General features: G+C 44.7%; 12 protein-coding genes and 1 pseudogene. 9 read left to right on the top strand and 4 right to left on the bottom strand.

Features of this window, described 5'->3' with window-relative positions; all coding sequences use genetic code 11:
• Positions 1 to 12: 12 nt before the first annotated feature.
• The gene (locus IQO02_RS17580; protein ID WP_010431613.1) at positions 13 to 2,466 is read right to left on the bottom strand and encodes a glycogen/starch/alpha-glucan phosphorylase; all 2,454 of its coding nucleotides are present in this window, start codon (positions 2,464 to 2,466) and stop codon (positions 13 to 15) included.
• A 569-nt stretch (positions 2,467 to 3,035) separates the two neighbouring features.
• Here IQO02_RS17580 and malT point away from each other — a divergent pair.
• The 7 genes and pseudogenes from malT to sstT all read left to right on the top strand — a co-directional run bounded on the left by malT (position 3,036) and on the right by sstT (position 10,908).
• Entirely contained in the window at positions 3,036 to 5,744 is a 2,709-nt protein-coding gene (gene malT / locus IQO02_RS17585) for an HTH-type transcriptional regulator MalT (RefSeq protein WP_010431616.1), read from the top strand.
• Between the two features lie 637 nt (positions 5,745 to 6,381).
• Positions 6,382 to 7,302, top strand: coding sequence for a DUF368 domain-containing protein (locus IQO02_RS17590; RefSeq protein ID WP_010431618.1), 921 nt, complete (start codon positions 6,382 to 6,384; stop codon positions 7,300 to 7,302).
• 204 nt (positions 7,303 to 7,506) lie between these two features.
• On the top strand, positions 7,507 to 7,947 hold the full coding sequence (locus IQO02_RS17595; RefSeq protein WP_010431620.1) for a hypothetical protein: 441 nt from the start codon (positions 7,507 to 7,509) through the stop codon (positions 7,945 to 7,947).
• Positions 7,944 to 8,540, top strand: a complete 597-nt coding sequence (locus tag IQO02_RS17600) for an SCO family protein (RefSeq protein ID WP_010431623.1) — start codon at positions 7,944 to 7,946, stop codon at positions 8,538 to 8,540. Before IQO02_RS17595 ends, IQO02_RS17600 begins: the two co-directional genes overlap by 4 nt.
• An 87-nt stretch (positions 8,541 to 8,627) precedes the next feature.
• Positions 8,628 to 9,086 carry a copper chaperone PCu(A)C gene (locus tag IQO02_RS17605; protein ID WP_010431625.1) on the top strand — a complete coding sequence of 153 codons (459 nt, stop codon included), beginning with the start codon at positions 8,628 to 8,630 and terminating at the stop codon, positions 9,084 to 9,086.
• Positions 9,087 to 9,187: 101 nt separating this feature from the next.
• Positions 9,188 to 9,312, top strand: a pseudogene (locus IQO02_RS22485) (GTPase RsgA); the annotation flags it as partial.
• A 381-nt stretch (positions 9,313 to 9,693) separates the two neighbouring features.
• Positions 9,694 to 10,908, top strand: coding sequence for a serine/threonine transporter SstT (gene sstT, locus IQO02_RS17610; RefSeq protein WP_010431627.1), 1,215 nt, complete (start codon positions 9,694 to 9,696; stop codon positions 10,906 to 10,908).
• A 184-nt stretch (positions 10,909 to 11,092) separates the two neighbouring features.
• On the opposite strand, the gene IQO02_RS17615 is transcribed toward sstT, so the two are convergent.
• The 3 genes from IQO02_RS17615 to IQO02_RS17625 all read right to left on the bottom strand — a co-directional run bounded on the left by IQO02_RS17615 (position 11,093) and on the right by IQO02_RS17625 (position 15,148).
• Positions 11,093 to 12,343 (bottom strand): tetratricopeptide repeat protein, encoded by a 1,251-nt coding sequence (locus IQO02_RS17615; RefSeq protein WP_029189544.1) that lies wholly within the window; start codon positions 12,341 to 12,343, stop codon positions 11,093 to 11,095.
• A 319-nt stretch (positions 12,344 to 12,662) separates the two neighbouring features.
• On the bottom strand, positions 12,663 to 13,265 hold the full coding sequence (locus IQO02_RS17620; protein ID WP_016787240.1) for a response regulator transcription factor: 603 nt from the start codon (positions 13,263 to 13,265) through the stop codon (positions 12,663 to 12,665).
• 11 nt (positions 13,266 to 13,276) lie between these two features.
• A complete protein-coding gene (locus IQO02_RS17625; protein WP_102282488.1) occupies positions 13,277 to 15,148 on the bottom strand; it encodes a sensor histidine kinase in 1,872 nt (623 codons plus the stop codon).
• A 221-nt stretch (positions 15,149 to 15,369) separates the two neighbouring features.
• On the opposite strand from IQO02_RS17625, the gene dsrO reads away from it, so the two are divergent.
• Both dsrO and nrfD read left to right on the top strand, forming a co-directional pair.
• A complete protein-coding gene (gene dsrO / locus IQO02_RS17630) occupies positions 15,370 to 16,206 on the top strand; it encodes a sulfate reduction electron transfer complex DsrMKJOP subunit DsrO (protein WP_102282457.1) in 837 nt (278 codons plus the stop codon).
• The gene (gene nrfD / locus IQO02_RS17635) at positions 16,203 to 17,351 is read left to right on the top strand and encodes an NrfD/PsrC family molybdoenzyme membrane anchor subunit (protein WP_102282458.1); all 1,149 of its coding nucleotides are present in this window, start codon (positions 16,203 to 16,205) and stop codon (positions 17,349 to 17,351) included. Before dsrO ends, nrfD begins: the two co-directional genes overlap by 4 nt.
• Positions 17,352 to 17,363: the final 12 nt, after the last annotated feature.

Consider the following 17,363-nt stretch of genomic DNA (forward strand, 5'->3'; position numbering starts at 1 on the left):
CTTTTGGGTTTATTAACGGTTAACCGCTTCAAGTTTCCAAATATTATTCACGTAGTCGCGGATTGAGCGGTCTGATGTGAACTTACCAACCAATGCTGTGTTAAGAATTGCTTTCTTAGCCCAACCGGCTTGGTCTTTGTACTGCTTGCCCATGTCTTCATGTGCTTTCACATAAGATGCGAAGTCAGCAAGACATAGGTATGGGTCACCACCGTCTAGCAGGCTATCAAACGTTGCACGCAGGAGGCCTGGTTGACCTGGAGAGAACTCATCGCCTGTCAGTAGGTCTAGAGAAGCTTTCAGTAGTGGGTCAGCATTGTAGTAGTCGTAAGGGTTATAACCTTGAGCTTGCAACGCCACAACACCATCAACGTCTAGGCCGAAGATGTAGATATTTTCATCGCCAACTTCTTCACGAATCTCAACGTTTGCACCATCCATCGTACCGATAGTTAGAGCACCGTTTAGAGCCATCTTCATGTTGCCCGTACCTGATGCTTCTTTACCAGCTAATGAAATTTGCTGAGAAACGTCTGCTGCTGGAATGATGATTTCAGCCATGCTCACTCGGTAGTCAGGGATGAATACCACTTTCAACTTGTTGCCGATACGAGGATCGTTGTTAATCTTCTCTGCAATCTTGTTAACCGCAAAGATGATTTCTTTGGCTAGGTGATAACCTGGAGCTGCTTTCGCTGCGAAGAAACATACACGTGGCTCACACTCGAAACCAGGTTCGTTTAGAATACGGTGGTACAGAGATAGAATGTGTAGCAAGTCTAGGTGCTGACGCTTGTATTCGTGTAGACGCTTGATTTGCACGTCGAAGATAGCGTTAGTATCTAGCTCGATACCCATGTTTTCTTGAACCCAATCAGCAAGACGCTGTTTGTTTTCTTTCTTAACAGCCATGAATTCTTTTTGGAATTTCGCGTCTGTTGCAAACTTAGCGATGCCTTCTAGCTGCTCAAGTTTTGCAGGCCACTCAGTACCGATCTTACCTGTGATTAACGTAGATAGACCTGGGTTACAGAACTTCAACCAACGACGTGGCGTGATGCCATTCGTTACGTTAGTCAATTTGCCAGGGAAGATTTCGTTGAACTCAGGGAACAAGTCTTTCTTAACCAGTTGTGAGTGAAGTGCAGCTACACCGTTTACTTTGTAAGAACCAATCACACATAGGTTTGCCATGCGAACCATACGGTGGAAACCTTCTTGAATGATAGAAAGCTTCGCTTGTTTCTCACCATCACCAGGCCACATCTTGCGAACTTCTTGCATGAAGCGGTGGTTAATTTCAAAAATAATTTCCATGTGACGTGGAAGAAGACGATTGATCAAAGATTCAGACCAAGTCTCTAGTGCTTCTGGAAGCAGTGTGTGGTTCGTGTACGCGAACGTGTGAGCACTGATTTCCCAAGCTTGGTCCCAAGTTAAACCTTTCTCATCGATCAGGATGCGCATCAATTCAGGGATAGCGATAGTTGGGTGCGTATCGTTCAGTTGAATCGTTTCTTGTTTAGGAAGGTCTTCTAGAGAGAAACCTGCTGCTTCGTGACGACGTAGAATATCGCGAACAGACGCTGCTGAGTGGAAGTACTGCTGCATTAGACGCAGAGTCTTACCTTTCTCGTGGTTGTCATTCGGGTAAAGTACTTTAGTGATGTTACCTGCATCGATTAGCGAGTGTTGCGCTTCGAAGTAGTCACCGTTGTTAAAGCTTGCTAGTGAGAATGGTGCAATTGCCTGACATTCCCAAAGACGCAGCGGGTAAACCGTGTTTGACTCGTAACCTACGATAGGTAGATCCCAAGGCATTGCTTTTACTTCCATACCCGGAACCCAAGTACGAACTTCTTTACCGTCGATGTATTCAACTTCTACATGACCGTAAAAACCAATGTGTTGTGCTAGTTCTGGACGAGCCACTTCCCATGGGTAACCTTCAACACCACGCCATGCGTCAGGTGCTTCTTGTTGACGACCGTCTTGGAAAGACTGTTTGAATAGACCATATTCGTAGTGAAGACCGTAGCCTACTGTTGGGTATTCTTGAGCGGCACAAGAATCCATGAAACAAGCAGCTAGACGACCAAGGCCACCATTACCTAGTGATGGATCGCGTTCTTCTTCTAGAAGATCCGTTAGGTTTTGACCTAGCTCTTCCATTGCATGAGTGATCTGTTCGTACAGACCCATGCTGATCAGGTTATTACCGGTTAAACGACCAATCAAAAACTCTAGTGAAAGGTAGTTAACGCTCTTCGCGTTCTTAATTTTTTCGTCATTTTCAGTTTCTAACAGATCAAATGTTGTGAGTTCTGCTAGCGCACGCCCCATTGCTAGGTACCATGCGCGGCTATCTGCGTTTTCAATCGTTGTTGCGTAGGTTGCAGATAAATGCTTCTTAACGCTTTCTTGGAACGACACTTTATCGAAAGTTTTTTGCTGAGTTGGTTTCATTTCAGAAATCTCGCTTTTAATAGTTCTAATTCATCTGTGACATATCGTGCATGGTCACCATTAACTAAACATCCTCCCGCCCGTACGACTAACTAGGAGTAGATGAGAGGGCGTAGGGGGCGTACCGACATGGGGTTAGTGATCTGACTCTCATGTTCTGACTTAGAACAAAAACTTGGAGTGACTGAGATCACAAGGTCCCGTTCGATAACTTAACTTCAATTGATGTGACTTTTATTTAACCCATTTGAAGTTATTGCCAAATCTGATATTTAGATCACGAAAAAATTTCTCTCGTCTCATCTTTTACATAAAACCTTGTACAGGGGAGGACAAGGTCACATTAAAAAAACGCCCCACTAAGTGAGATATGTCACAAATAAAGGGCGTAGAACATCAAAAACCTGCAGGAGTGCAAGGTTTCTGAGGAGGATCATAGTCGGTATCGTTTGGCATCACGTACTATGACTGAAGACTTAAGTAATCAGGCGAATGTCATTGGACATGTACTCAACGATAGATTGAGATAATCCATAGCATAAGCCACGGAATAGGTGAAAAACTTAAACATGTGGATCCCTTCGAAACTGACTCGTCCCGGCCGCCTACATAACGCAATCTTGCGACCGAGAGTTCTCGATCTGCTACAACATGCAGATTGCTATAAGCTAGTATTGTTTCGCTCTCCAGCGGGATACGGCAAAACCACCATGGCTGCGCAGTGGCTGGTAGATAAACCCAATGTAGGTTGGTACAGCATCGATGATAGTGACAACGATGCATTCCGGTTCATCAACTACCTCCTACAATCACTCAATAAAGCGACTCAAAATGCCTGTCCTAACGCCCAAAAATTGGCAGAAAAACGACAGTTTTCATCACTGCATTCTTTATTAAGTGAAGTGTTTGCTGAGATGTCTGAATTCCATCACGAATGTTTCCTTGTGTTGGATGACTATCACTTGGTTAATAATGATGACATTCATGAAGCGATGCGCTTTTTCCTCAAACACATGCCCGACAATTTAACGCTTGTGGTAACCAGTCGTGGTACACCACCACTTGGCACAGCAAACCTGCGCGTTCGTGACTTAATGATCGAATTAGGTAATGACTCGCTGGCGTTTGATACCGAAGAAACCACACGCTTTTTCAATCAACGTGTTGCCGATGGCATTGATGACACAACGGCAGACAGTATTTGTAGCTATGTAGAAGGTTGGCCTTCTGCACTGCAACTTATCGCGCTTCAAGCACAACACCAAAAACGCACACTTGCCCAGTCAGCCGAGTCGTTCTCTCACTTTAACCATGCCCACCTTTGGGACTATTTGGTTGAAGAAGTGTTCGATCTATTAGACAAAGAAACTCGACACTTCTTAATGCAATGTTCTGTGCTTGATCACTTCAATGACGAATTAGTCTGCGCACTGACACAACGTGAAGACGCACTCGGAATGATTGAATCACTCAACCGTTTTGGCTTATTCATCTACCCGCTTGAGGGCGAAAAAAACTGGTACCGCTTCCATAATCTGTTTGGTGAATTTCTAGCACACGAACGTCAGGCGCGAATTCCTCAGCAAGAAGCTGAATTGCATCGAAGTGCCGCTAAAGCGTGGATCAAACAGAAAACGCCTCACCAAGCACTACGACATGCACAACGTGCTGAAGACCCGGACCTGATCATTCAAATTCTTACAGAGCACGGCTGGCCGATGTTCAACCAAGGTGAGTTGTCTTCGTTAGAAATGGCGATCAAGCAACTGACCACCGATCAGCTTTACAGCGAGCCTAAGCTATCAATGCTGCGCGCGTGGCTTGCACAAAGCCAGCACCGCTATGATCAAGTGGGTACTTTGTTGGAAGAGGCTGAAACTCAATATCAAGATCGAAACATCGAGCTCGATACTCAACAACAAGGCCAATACAATGCCTTGCGCGCCCAAGTCGCCATCAACAGTAATGAACCTGAAAAAGCATTAGAACTTGCTGAACTTTCGTTGAGTCAGTTAAACACAACAGTTTATCGTAGCCGCATTGTAGCAACCTCGGTTGTTGGTGAAGTGAATCACGTAATGGGCAACCTCAGTCGTGCGTTACCAATGATGCAACAAACAGAGAAACTCGCGCGCCAATATCAGGTTTACCATCAAGCCTTGTGGGCCATTCTGCAACAGAGTGAAATTTTGATTGCTCAAGGCTACGTTCAAGCGGCGTTCGAACTGCAAGACAGTGCGTTCAAATTGATCGAAGAGCATCAATTACAATACGTACCTCTACATGAGTTTCTATTGCGTGTACGTGCCCAGATATTCTGGTGTTGGAACCGATTAGATGAAGCAGAAGAGTGTTGCTACAAAGGTTTAGATATTCTTGGTCACCATTCACCAAGTAAGCACCTGCACAGCTATTCAATGCTGGCTCGTATTTCACTGAGCCGTGGAGAGATTGATAAAGCATCAAAGTTTATCGACCAAATTCAACACCTATTACGCCAATCCACCTACCATGTAGACTGGACGGCGAACGCTTCTCTTTCTCTGATCCTATTTTGGCAAGTAAAAGGCGATAAAGAAGCCATTCGTGATTGGTTAAATGTGGCGGTTCGACCTGAATCAGCGAGTAACCACTTCTGTCAGCTTCAATGGAGAAACATTGTTCGCGCTCATATCATCCTTGAGCAATACGAAGACGCAGAAGAAGCATTGGCATTCTTGAAGAGTGAAGCTCAACGCTCTCACCTTGTGACGGATACCAACCGAAACTTAATCGTGGAAGCGGTACTGCGCACCCAAATTAACGACGAAGACAGTGCTCGCGTACTTCTTGAAGAAGCCTTACACATGACTAACCAAACCGGTATGGTTGGTAACTTCTTAGTAGACGGTGGCACAATTGGTCATATCTTAGATAAGTTGAGCAACAAGCCGGGCTTAGGTGATTTAGAACGTCATCGTGCGCAGCAGATTATGAAAGATATCTCGACGACTCAGCGTAGCCGATCGGTTCACTTCGATGAAGACTTTGTTGAGAATTTGGTTAATCACCCTAATATCCCGGAGCTTGTGCGTACTAGCCCACTCACTCAACGTGAATGGCAGGTGCTTGGCCTGATCTATTCTGGATTCAGTAATGAACAGATCGCTCAAGAGCTCGATGTAGCAGGGACCACCATCAAAACACACATTCGAAATCTTTATCAAAAGCTCAATATTGCCAACCGTAAAGAAGCAATCAGTACTGCCGAGAACTTGCTGCAGTTAATGGGGTATTAAAGCGGATTCGAGATTCGAGATTCGAGATTCGAGATTCGAGATTCGAGATTCGAGATTCGAGATTCGAGATTCGAGATTCGAGATTCGAGATTCGAGATTCGAGATAAAGCATAAGCTAGTCACCCATAGTGGCTGGCTTTTTTTTCTTGGCATGAAGGAAATAGCAGGAAGAAATCACAGATAACCAAACGACAGATAAAAAAATAGCCAACCGCAATAATCGCGATTGGCTCTATATATTTGTGAACAAATCAATAGGTTCACTAACAACGTCAGTTGGCTAGGTGACCCTCGGCTTAAGAAGGGTCAAGTACTACAATGCAGTTAGCGTGCCAACTTTAAAAAGACGTTTTATAAGCCCTGCATCGCATAAAAACTGCTAATTCATCATGCGAATTGCAAAGTGCACTTGCATAATGCAACTAAGATGCAATATTGATAAGAGATCAGTTTCATCATTAAGCACTAGTGATAAAACACTAAGTGGTTGTATTCTAAATATTAGGCACATGTTCACTTCAACTTATTGCCTTACAATTTAAAAGGGGATAAAAGCCCTTTCATTGATGGCATATTCATACTTTTTTTACACTAAAGTTTGTATACTGCACAAAATCATCCTCAACTCTATGAAGCAATGAATTACTTAAGTACTTTTTTCAAAGGCATGGCAATGGGCGCAGCCGACGTTGTTCCTGGTGTGTCTGGCGGAACCATCGCATTCATCACAGGTATCTACGATACCTTGCTAGAAAGCATTCGAAGAATTAACCCTAGCGTGCTTGGCTTATGGAAACGTGAAGGCTTCAAGGCTGCGTTTAGCCATATCAATGGGTTTTTCCTAATTTCACTGTTCGCGGGCGTGTTCACCAGCATTGCAACATTCGCGAAACTCATCTCTTGGTTATTGGTTACACATCCAATCCCTTTATGGTCTTTCTTCTTTGGCCTTATCTTGGTATCTGTTTTCCATATTCTTAAACAAGTAGAGAAACGCGATGTAATTCGCTTCGTATTTTTACTGCTCGGTATTGCCTTCGCTTATAGTATTACCGTGCTTAAGCCACTGCAGATGGAACCTACTAGTATCAATGTTCTCATTGCGGGTGCGATTGCGATCTGTGCGATGATCCTACCAGGTATCTCAGGTAGCTTTATCCTGCTATTGATTGGGATGTATGGCCCAGTACTTGGCGCGGTCAAAGAGTTTCAAATTGATGTGCTTGCCCTATTTTTAGGTGGCTGTGTGATCGGTCTACTGACTTTCTCACACATTCTCTCTTGGTTATTGCGCTCATTCCGCGATTTCACATTAGTATTCTTAACTGGCTTGATGATTGGTACGCTACCAAAGATCTGGCCTTGGAAAGAGACCATCAGCTGGCGTACAAACTCCAAAGGTGAGCAAGTTCCTTTGATTCAGGAAAATCTATCGCCTTTCGATTTCGAAGCGGTCACTTCTCAACCATCTCAACTGGTTATGGCGATTGTGATGATGCTTGTTGCCATTGCATTGGTTCTCGGGTTGGAAAAGTTTGCAGAGTGCAATGCTGACTAATCATTCAGCGAACCTTTGTTTAGCATGACAAACCGATGAGTGTAAGAAATACTAAACTCAACGACCCTCTTATATAGACAAAAGCGAAGCCTGTGGCTTCGCTTTTTTACTTCTACCATACGCACAAAATTGCTTTTTGATACAAGCACGTATTGACGGGTATGATAACATCGCCGCTCTTATAAAATTAAATGAGAACACGACATGCACCCGGCATTAAAGGTGGCAGCTCTTGGAGTCGCTCTCGTGGCAGGCTTTTATGGACCACAAGCGATCCAGCAATTTAAAACAACCATGGAACACACCTCAGCTGACGTTAACTTAGACGACTATTGCATGCTTTCAACAGCGTCGTGTAAGCAACAGGAGATTTCTATGTCTCTTGATAGCGAGACCGCCCAACCACTCGTTCCTACTAAAATGAAAGTAGTTTGGGAAGGAGCGGCATCTGAAACATTAATGTTGTCACTCACGGGCTTAGAAATGGACATGGGTTCAGCACGTTTTCAGTTAAAAAATATTGGTAATAATATCTACGAAGGGGATGTGATTTTACCTGTGTGCACCATGGATAAAATGACTTGGCTTGGCGAACTCACCGATGGTGTTGAAACCGTAAACCCTGCAATAAGGATGGCAAGATGAGTAAGAATTGGTCGTTAGCATTAGTGGTAGCGTTTGTACTTGGTTTTGGTGTCAAAAGCTATCTTGATGGGCAAAACGAAGCTCAAGAACAACACGCAGCAAAGCAAGAGTTTTCAATGACCACGCTTTTCGGTAAAGATAACCAGCCAACGGAAATCTTTGACCAAACCGATGACAGAATTCGCATCGTTTACTTCGGTTTCACTCGTTGCCCAGATGTCTGCCCGACTTCTTTAGCGATGCTAGCCGGTGCACTTAACCAAGTCTCTGACGAAGCAAAAGCCAAAATTCGGCCGATGTTTGTTTCACTTGATCCTGAACGTGATGCTGCAGAAGCATCGTACGAATACGCACAATACTTCCACCCAATGATGGAAGGGCTAAGTGGTCCATTGGATGTGACAACAACGCTTGCACACAATTACGGTGTTATTTTTAGAAAAACAAAGCTGGAAGGTTCAGAGTTGGAATACACCCTAGACCACAGCTCATATTTTTATTTTTTAAAGCCCGATGGCACACTGATTACCAAAGTGCCGCATACGTTAACGCCAGCGCCAATTGTTGAGGCCATCAACAAATTGACGCAATAAAACGTAAAAACAAAGAACTTAATGAATAAAGTTCGATCAAAAAAGTCAGGTCCCAGACCAAAGAACATAAAAAATAAGGACAACAACATGAAGTTAAAAGCACTCGCTCTAGCAGGCTTATTGCTCACTCCTCTTGCTCACGCTAATAGCGATATTATGGTTCATGATGCGTACGCTCGTGCAACACCGCCTTCAGCAGTGAACAGCGCGGTATTCACGACTCTGATGAACCACAGCGATAAAGATCGCGCTATTGTTTCTGCAGCAACACCAGCAGCAGGAAAGGTAGAGCTTCATGATGTTATCGTTGATGGCGACGTAATGAAGATGCGCCAAGTTCAAGAGATCACAATCCCTGCGAATGGGGAAGCGATACTGAAACCAGGTAGCCTACACATCATGTTGTTCGACCTAAAAAGCAGCTTAAAAGAAGGTGATCAAATCGAGATGACATTAACCTTCGCCAACGGTGAAACACAAACCTTCGATGCACCAGTGAAGAAAGTGATGAGCGGCATGAAAAAGATGAACCACGACCATCATTAATCGCATTCACAATTGATGGAATAATTTAAGCCACGATGACTTTTTGCCATCGTGGCTTTTTTAAACTGAGCTCGCTTTTTGATCTCGCCAAAAATCAATAGTTGTTGAAGGAACAAGCTAGAAATGGCGCTTCGTTAGCCGAACAACGCGCTAATAGAAATCCGCTTTCTAAGATATATAAACTGTACAATCAGAGAGCCGCAACCTTAAGAAAGCCTCCGATTAAGCCTTTTAGGTTAACGACTATAAGACGACTTAGCCCTACCCTGTTAATCAGGTGGGGCTTTTTTATTTCAATTTGGTATCTGTATAACTATTTCTGAATACAATGATTTTGCCAATAACAGTTTACATACCCCAACAACCAGAATATTGCCCCTTACAAACATAAACATGTAGACTTATAGACCAACATTAACACATTTATTTAACATTTAGCTCCAAAAACGCCACTGGACGCAAACAATCACCCTAAAAGTAAACTATTCCTAGACACTCTCTTAGATCTCGCTAATATTACCGCCCATTCCACTAGTGTATAGTTGGATTTGGTACAACTTTATAAAAAGATACATCACTATAATAATTTAACAATTGCAGGTATTTTATGCAAAACAACAACATACTCGCCCGCATCGCTCGTGGGAATCTAGTCCTACAGATCCTTGCTGGTATTGTTTTCGGTGTCGTTCTCGCCATGGTTTCTCCTTCAGCAGCTCAAGACGCAGGCCTACTCGGTAGTCTGTTTGTTGGTGCTCTGAAAGCTGTTGCCCCAATTTTAGTATTCATTCTTGTTGCAGCTTCTATCGCAAACCAAAAGAAAGGTCAGCATACTCATATGCGTCCAATCATTGTGCTTTACCTGATTGGTACTTTCTCTGCAGCCTTAACGGCAGTCGTTCTAAGCTTCATGTTCCCAACCACTTTGACACTGGTTGCTGGCGCTGAAGGTGCGAACCCTCCACAAGGTATTGCTGAAGTTCTTCATACTCTTCTATTCAAGCTTGTAGATAACCCAGTAAGCGCGCTAATGAACGCAAACTACATTGGTATTCTAGCTTGGGCAATCGGCCTTGGTCTTGCTCTGCACCACGCATCTGCAACAACTAAAGCGGTTTTCGAAGACCTAAGCCACAGTGTTTCGCACATTGTTCGCTTCATTATCCGTCTTGCACCATTCGGTATCTTTGGCCTTGTTTCGACTACTTTCGCAACAACGGGTTTCGATGCTCTAGCAAGCTACGGTCAATTGCTAGCTGTTCTACTAAGCTCAATGCTGATTATTGCGCTTGTGGTTAACCCACTACTTGTATTTATCAAGACAAAGCAGAACCCATACCCACTTGTACTTCAATGTATCCGTGAATCAGGCGTAACAGCATTCTTCACTCGTTCAAGTGCTGCAAACATTCCAGTTAACATGAACCTTTGTAAGAAGCTAAACCTAGATGAAGATACTTACTCTGTATCTATCCCTCTAGGCGCAACGATCAACATGGCGGGTGCTGCAATCACTATCACTGTGTTAACACTTGCAGCTGTGCACACTATGGGTATCGAGATTGATATCTTCACAGCAATCCTACTAAGCCTAGTTGCTGCGATTTCAGCGTGTGGTGCATCGGGTGTTGCTGGCGGTTCACTACTGCTTATCCCGCTAGCATGTGGCCTATTCGGTATTTCGAACGATGTAGCGATGCAGGTTGTAGCGGTTGGTTTCATTATTGGTGTGATTCAAGATTCTGCTGAAACAGCACTTAACAGCTCAACAGACGTTGTGTTCACTGCTGCTGTATGTAAAGCAGAGCAAAACAAAGCGTAATAAGCTCTAAGCTCTAAGCTCTAAAGTAAATAGCACATAAACAAAAAGGGAAGCAGATGCTTCCCTTTTTTTGTTGTTCTTATCTTCCAGATTATCGTTAAAGCTTTAGCTAGTTGACCATTTTTATCACTCAATCTACACCTATCTTGTCGATGACTTCTTGAACAGATGCACTAGAGCTTGCTTAGTGGTTATTCTTCCAACTAGGCTCGACTGCAGACTGACTAAAGTCCAAAGAACCACTGTTAACGCTTGATGGCTTATCTGATGATGGCTGATTCACGTTAAGTTCTTGTTCTGTCATCGCACCATTATGGTTGGCTGTCGCCTGTTGTCTGTAATCCATATTAGAAACATGCTCACTCGAAGCCTCTGTCTTTGGGTGACCACTCTCTACACCTAACTCATCAATATCTTCATCTGAAGCTTCTTTTACTTTCTTAGGGATAGGCACATTACGCTTGTAGAGCTTATTGAGCGCTTTGACGATTGAATGCTTAGTTATCGCCTCTTGCGTTAGCTTGGTCATTATCGGCTTAGTCAGAGCCTGTAGACCCACGACCGCATCCACACCAAGATCGCCCCCAACTTTGTCTCGTAATTGTTTCGCATCTGAGTAGCCAAAGTGTGCTGATAAAAACAGCCAGATATAAGCAATTGCACTGCCATGTTCACCATGGTCTATCCAAGCTTCGCCGGCTCTAAACATGGCTTCTGCGCTGTTTTTTTCAGCTGCGGTTTCAAACCAGTACACAGCCTCACCATGATTAGGTTCTATACCAACGCCGTTCAAATAACATGTACCCAGTTTGATCTTGCCATCTAAACTGTTTTTTTCTGCTGCCTTGCGATACCACTCAACGGCACTTTCTGCTGAATAGTCTGAATTTTCTTTATCCAAACACCAGTCGCCCATAAACAGCATTGCTTCGGTATTTCCACCTGCAGCTGACTCTTCGATGTAAGTGTAACCTTTAGGGATATTCTTATCCGTACCGCGACCAAACACGAGCGCTTTACCCATCTCAAATTTCGCAACCAAATCATTATCCAGTGCGGATATCGCAAGCTGCCAAAAATTGGCTTTTTCTCTTAAAATCAGGTCTTCTTTGCGCTTCATACTGAGTCGCACAACGCCATACATACCGTTGATATTATCTAAATGAGCCGCTTTGTCATACCAATACAAAGCTTCTTTAATATTGTTACGTTCAGCCTCTTTCGCTAAATACAGAATCGATGGCGTATGGCCTGTTTCAGCCTTAAAGTGGCGTTCTTTTTGTTCTTGTATTCGAGCCTTTTCAATCGCCTTTCGGTAAGCAACTGCTCGCGCTTTTCGTTCTTGCTCTAACCGTTGCTTTCTTAGCGATAAAGAAATCAGCCAAACGGCCACAAGTATTAACGAAAGAGCCGTCGCACCAATTGCGATTCCCATTGTACTCATAAAATATATTAACCTAACTCGGCTGATACAAATCTCTATATCGAGGTGTCATCAACCATAGTGAATGTTTCGAATTATAGGGAAAAGCGTCGTTATTGACACGTTCCGCCCCAAAATGAACTTAGTTCAGTATCTCAGGAATACATAGCGATAAAAAGCCTGCAGAGACCTATCGTTATGCGCTCCCCAAATGGTGTGATCTTGCTTCAATATAGAGTGATATTGAAGAACCGAGTATCAGAAAAATCTGTAAAACGGTAGCAAGCTTGGTGTGTTTCTCTTCGTAGCTTCACATACTGTCGTCACATCGTTAGTTCAACTTTCCATAAACGTAAGCAAGCTCGGCAACTGTTTTCGCAGAGAATTTCTTCATCAAACTCGCTCGATGTACTTCCACCGTTCTCACTGCAATACAAAGTTCATCGGCAATTTTCTGGTTGCGCTTGCCATCAATGATCTGCTTGAGGATGTCTACTTCGCGCTCGGTTAACGAAGCATAAGCTTGGCGATACACATTCATATGTAAATGCTTTTCAGAGGCCTCTAGTCCTTGCTTGATTGCCTCAGCCAGCTCGCTGCCTTTCACCGGTTTTTGGAAAAAGTTCACCGCACCGGCTTGTAAGGCTTCGACCGCCATTGGTACATCACCATGGCCCGTCAGGTAGATCACCGACAATGGGCTCTGCGCTTTCATCATTAATTCGTGAACTTGTTGTCCTCTCATTTCAGGCATTCGACTGTCTAACACCACGCACCCCGGCGCACTCAAATCCACTGAATCCAGAAAATTCAGACCATCTTCATAAGCTAACACCGTAAAATCATGCTCTTCCAATAGGAACACCAATGAGTCTCTCATCGATTCATCGTCATCAACCACATAGACAGGCAACATTTGATGAAGTTCAGACATAACAAGATTCCTTATGAATCATTTGAAAGAGAAAAAGGTAACGTCACTGAGACGTGACAGCCATGAGGAGTCAATGATTTGATGGCCATTTGGCCGCTGTGGTCTTCAATCACGTCTTGGCAAATCGCAAGCCCTAAACCCAAGCCGTTTTCTTTGCTACTCACAAAGGCTTGAGTGACTTGTTGCTCGGTGAAATCTAAGCCCGTGCCGTTATCGATAACCGACAGCATCATTTTATCCGGTTGATACTCGGTAATCACTTTAATTGTTGGTGGTTCGCTGTTTTTGTTATCAATATCAGACGCAGCGCTTTGTTCACGATGCATCTGTGCATTACATGCGTCGGTCGCATTGTTGATCAGGTTTACAATCACTTGCTGCAATCCCACAGGATCGACATGCAGTTGGATAGACTTACCTACAGCGTGGCGCTCAATGGTTATCTTGTGTTTCTGTAATCGAAATTGCAGCAACTCAATGGTGTCTGTGAGTAATTGCTCAATGTTGGTCTGAGACTTATCTGATGAGCGTTTTTTGATCATGTTTCTTAAGCGTTGAATGATCGCATCAGCACGATCCACTTGAGACTGGATTTTCTCAAATACAGGCTCTATGTCAGTCAGCGGTTTGTTCTTCGAAATCCGCAGTAAACCACCTTCGCTGTAGTTGCGAATCGCTGCCAAAGGTTGATTGATCTCGTGTGCCAAACTGCTCCCTAGCTCACCAACCACTGCGATACGTTGTGAATGTTCTAGCTGTTCACTCTTACTTTTCAGCTTGTGCAGCGTGGCTTCCAACTGCTTTTTGCTGCGGCTGAATTTGTATTCCAACCAAAAGTGGTAAGCATTCAGTAACACCACCAGAATAAAGAATGCCCATGCCCACTGTTGATTGTACTTGAGCCAGATTAACGCTTCCTTCCACCAAGGTTGTTGCAGTGGATGCATGTCGAGTTGTTGGTATAGCTTGTCGATCGACAGCAGGCTTGTCGGTGACGTCCAACCCGATGCATTCGCTGCAATGGCTGGCGCACTGCTTTTTGGCATCGCAAATAACACCTGACTCATTTTTTTCGCCAGTGTAGAAGACGCTCTCTCTGTTTTGGCAAACGACCAGTTAGGGTACAAAGGCGTAGACACCTGACATCGGAACCCTTCTGGTGCTTGATTGTCGATAACACGATATTGACTAGCCACCAGCAAACCTTCACTGATCATGCTCTCGACCAAACACGCAGGCACCACCGCAGCTTCAATGTGCCCTTCACGCAGTTGATACAGGCTGGCATCAATAGGGAAACCTAAGAACTGAGTATTAGAGAAAAAGTGATTAGGGTTGAGCCCTTGTTGCATCACTTGGTAACGCATAGTGAGGTAACCACCAAATGCATTTTCCGAGACCGCCGCAATCGGCTTACCGCTCAATTGTTCGAGCGAAATATAAGGCGACATTCTTCTCACCACCAAGGCCGAACCAATACTTTGCGTATTGCTGGCTCCCGACTGTTCAAAGTTATGACTGGTCATGGTGGCCATCCAAGAGAGCGCATACTGGCGTCCTAAGCGAACCGCCTGACCGGGGTTGGTGATAACAAAGTCGACCTCAACACCTTTTACCGCGTCGGCCATATCTTCCAAGTTGAAAGGCTTGAGAACAAAGTGTTTTCCGGGAATGCGCTCCGACAACCAATCCATTGTCGGCTGCCAACGCTGTTGAGCGGAAAGCTTGCCTCGAATAGCCAATACACCGACCTCAATAACCTGTTCCGACTCAACAGTGCCTGTCGTTGTAATCTCTTGCTCCGTTTGAGCGGCTAAACACATTCCTGCGGTTAAGCTCAACCAACAAAGGCCAACAATTGTCATTAGGTTTCTGACTGACACTGAAATCTCGTTCTCCACACTGACGGCATGTCCATCACTCAAATAACGCATGACGACACTTTAAATAGAGCATTTAAACAAAGCATAACAGCTAGATTAGTAAAACCACATTTGTTCTAGATCAATTTTGATCTGGGTATGTGGAAATCCACAATACCCCGTGAACGGTCAAAAACTGACAATGAGCCTAACAGATCGAATACCCATTTATAGGTACCTCTATGGACTCATTGAAAAGACGGTTTCTCAGCCAATTCGGTAAAGTTTCCGCCGGTGCTGCGCTCATTCCCATTGCCGGAATCAACACCGCAGTCGCGAGCACAGCCATTCGCAATAACAACCAGCCTGACCGCAAAGGCGAAGTAGGCAAGCGCTACGCGATGGCGATTGATTTACGTAAATGCGTTGGCTGTCAGGCATGCACTGTTGGCTGCAGCGTTGAAAACCAAGCGCCAATCGGCCAGTTCAGAACCACCGTAAAACAGTATGAAGTCTCCCTTGATGATGGTTCGACTACTCAACAAGACGTGAAATCATTCATGTTACCTCGCCTATGTAATCACTGTGACAACGCACCCTGCATCAAGGTTTGTCCTGTTCAAGCCACCTTCCAGCGTGAAGACGGCATTGTGATGGTCGACAACGAGCGCTGCGTAGCCTGTGCCTACTGTGTTCAAGCTTGCCCTTACGATGCTCGCTTCATTAATAACGACACCCTTACCGCTGACAAATGTACTTTCTGTGCACACCGCCTTGAAGACGGCTTACTGCCTGCTTGTGTCGAAACCTGTGTCGGTGGCGCGCGTGTCATTGGTGACCTCAAAGACCCAAACAGCGAGATCAACCGTCTGCTCAATGAAAACCAAGACGACATCAAGGTGCTCAAGCCAGAGCAGAATACCAACCCCCATGTTTTCTATATCGGCATGAACGAGCGATTCGTTAGCCACATTGAAGGCCAACCTGCGATTTATGATCCAGTCGCCATCGATAACTCATCCTCTAGCAAACAAGAATTGGCAACCGCGACACAAGGCAAACAAGGAGAGACAGCATGAATATCACTGAAGTGTTAGTTCCCGCTCAAGAGATCGCTTGGCTACCGTGGGCGGTTCAATATTTCTTCTACATTGGTTCGGCTTACGCGGCCGCTATTCTGTTTTTGATTGCACTGATATTCAAGAACTCAACCAGTCACCAATTCCGTTCAGCGCTTGTGCTTGTGATGGCCATCGGCGCAATTGTTGGGCCACTAGCACTAACAGGTGACTTACACCAACCAGGACGTGCGTGGTATTTCTATGCCCACATCACGCCTTGGTCATGGATGTCATTAGGCTCTCTGTTTCTTCCTCTGTTCTCTGGTCTGGCTGTCGCGACAGCTTGGGTTTACCTGCGTGATGACATCGCACAGCTTAAAGAGAGTGAAAACCCGCTTCTAAAGCGTTTGTCTTGGCTAACACTAGGGCAATGGCAGGTTTCAGCAAAACTGATGATTGCACTCGCTGCTGCGACCGCTATTTCTGGCTTAAGCATCGCGCTTTACACAGGCGCAGAGATTGCGATTTTGGCGAGCCGCCCGCTTTGGCATCAACCGGCTTCACCGCTGCTTTGGTTCACGACCGCATTCTTTGCTGCAACGGGTTTAACGCTGTTGATTTGGGCTCTGCTGCCTTCAAACAAGCCAAGCTTAAAACCGACAGACCTCGCTCTAGTACAAAGAACCATTACGTTAACAGGTGGCCTTGCCATCATTCTTACCTCGATTTGGGCATCTAACCATGGTCACTTCAACCTGTATGAGAACGACGCTTGGGGCATCAATTTAGGCATCATGACTACCAGTATTTTGCTGTGCATGATCTTAGTTTTGCCACTGCAACGTCTATCTCAAAGCAAGCTAGGAATTGTCTGCATAGCGCTAGCGACCATCGTTTCAGCATGGGCGGTGCGTTGGGTCACCATGATGGAAGTTCAAACCATTCCACGTTTTGATGTAGGCCCATTCCCTTATGAACTGCCTATGGGTAGCGCTGGGTTACTTGGCATTATTGGTATGTGTGGCCTTTGGTTAGCGCTTGCGCTGTTCGCTTCTGAAATCGTGTCTACTGGATCGACAAGAACAACTGGCTCTTCACAAAAGACAAAATCTAAGTCAAACCAAAACACACCGTCACCACTTAACCGCTCACATAGCTTGTAGTCTGAGGAATCA

It is taken from the genome of Vibrio sp. OPT24, from assembly GCF_015163545.1.
Lineage (GTDB): Bacteria > Pseudomonadota > Gammaproteobacteria > Enterobacterales > Vibrionaceae > Vibrio > Vibrio cyclitrophicus.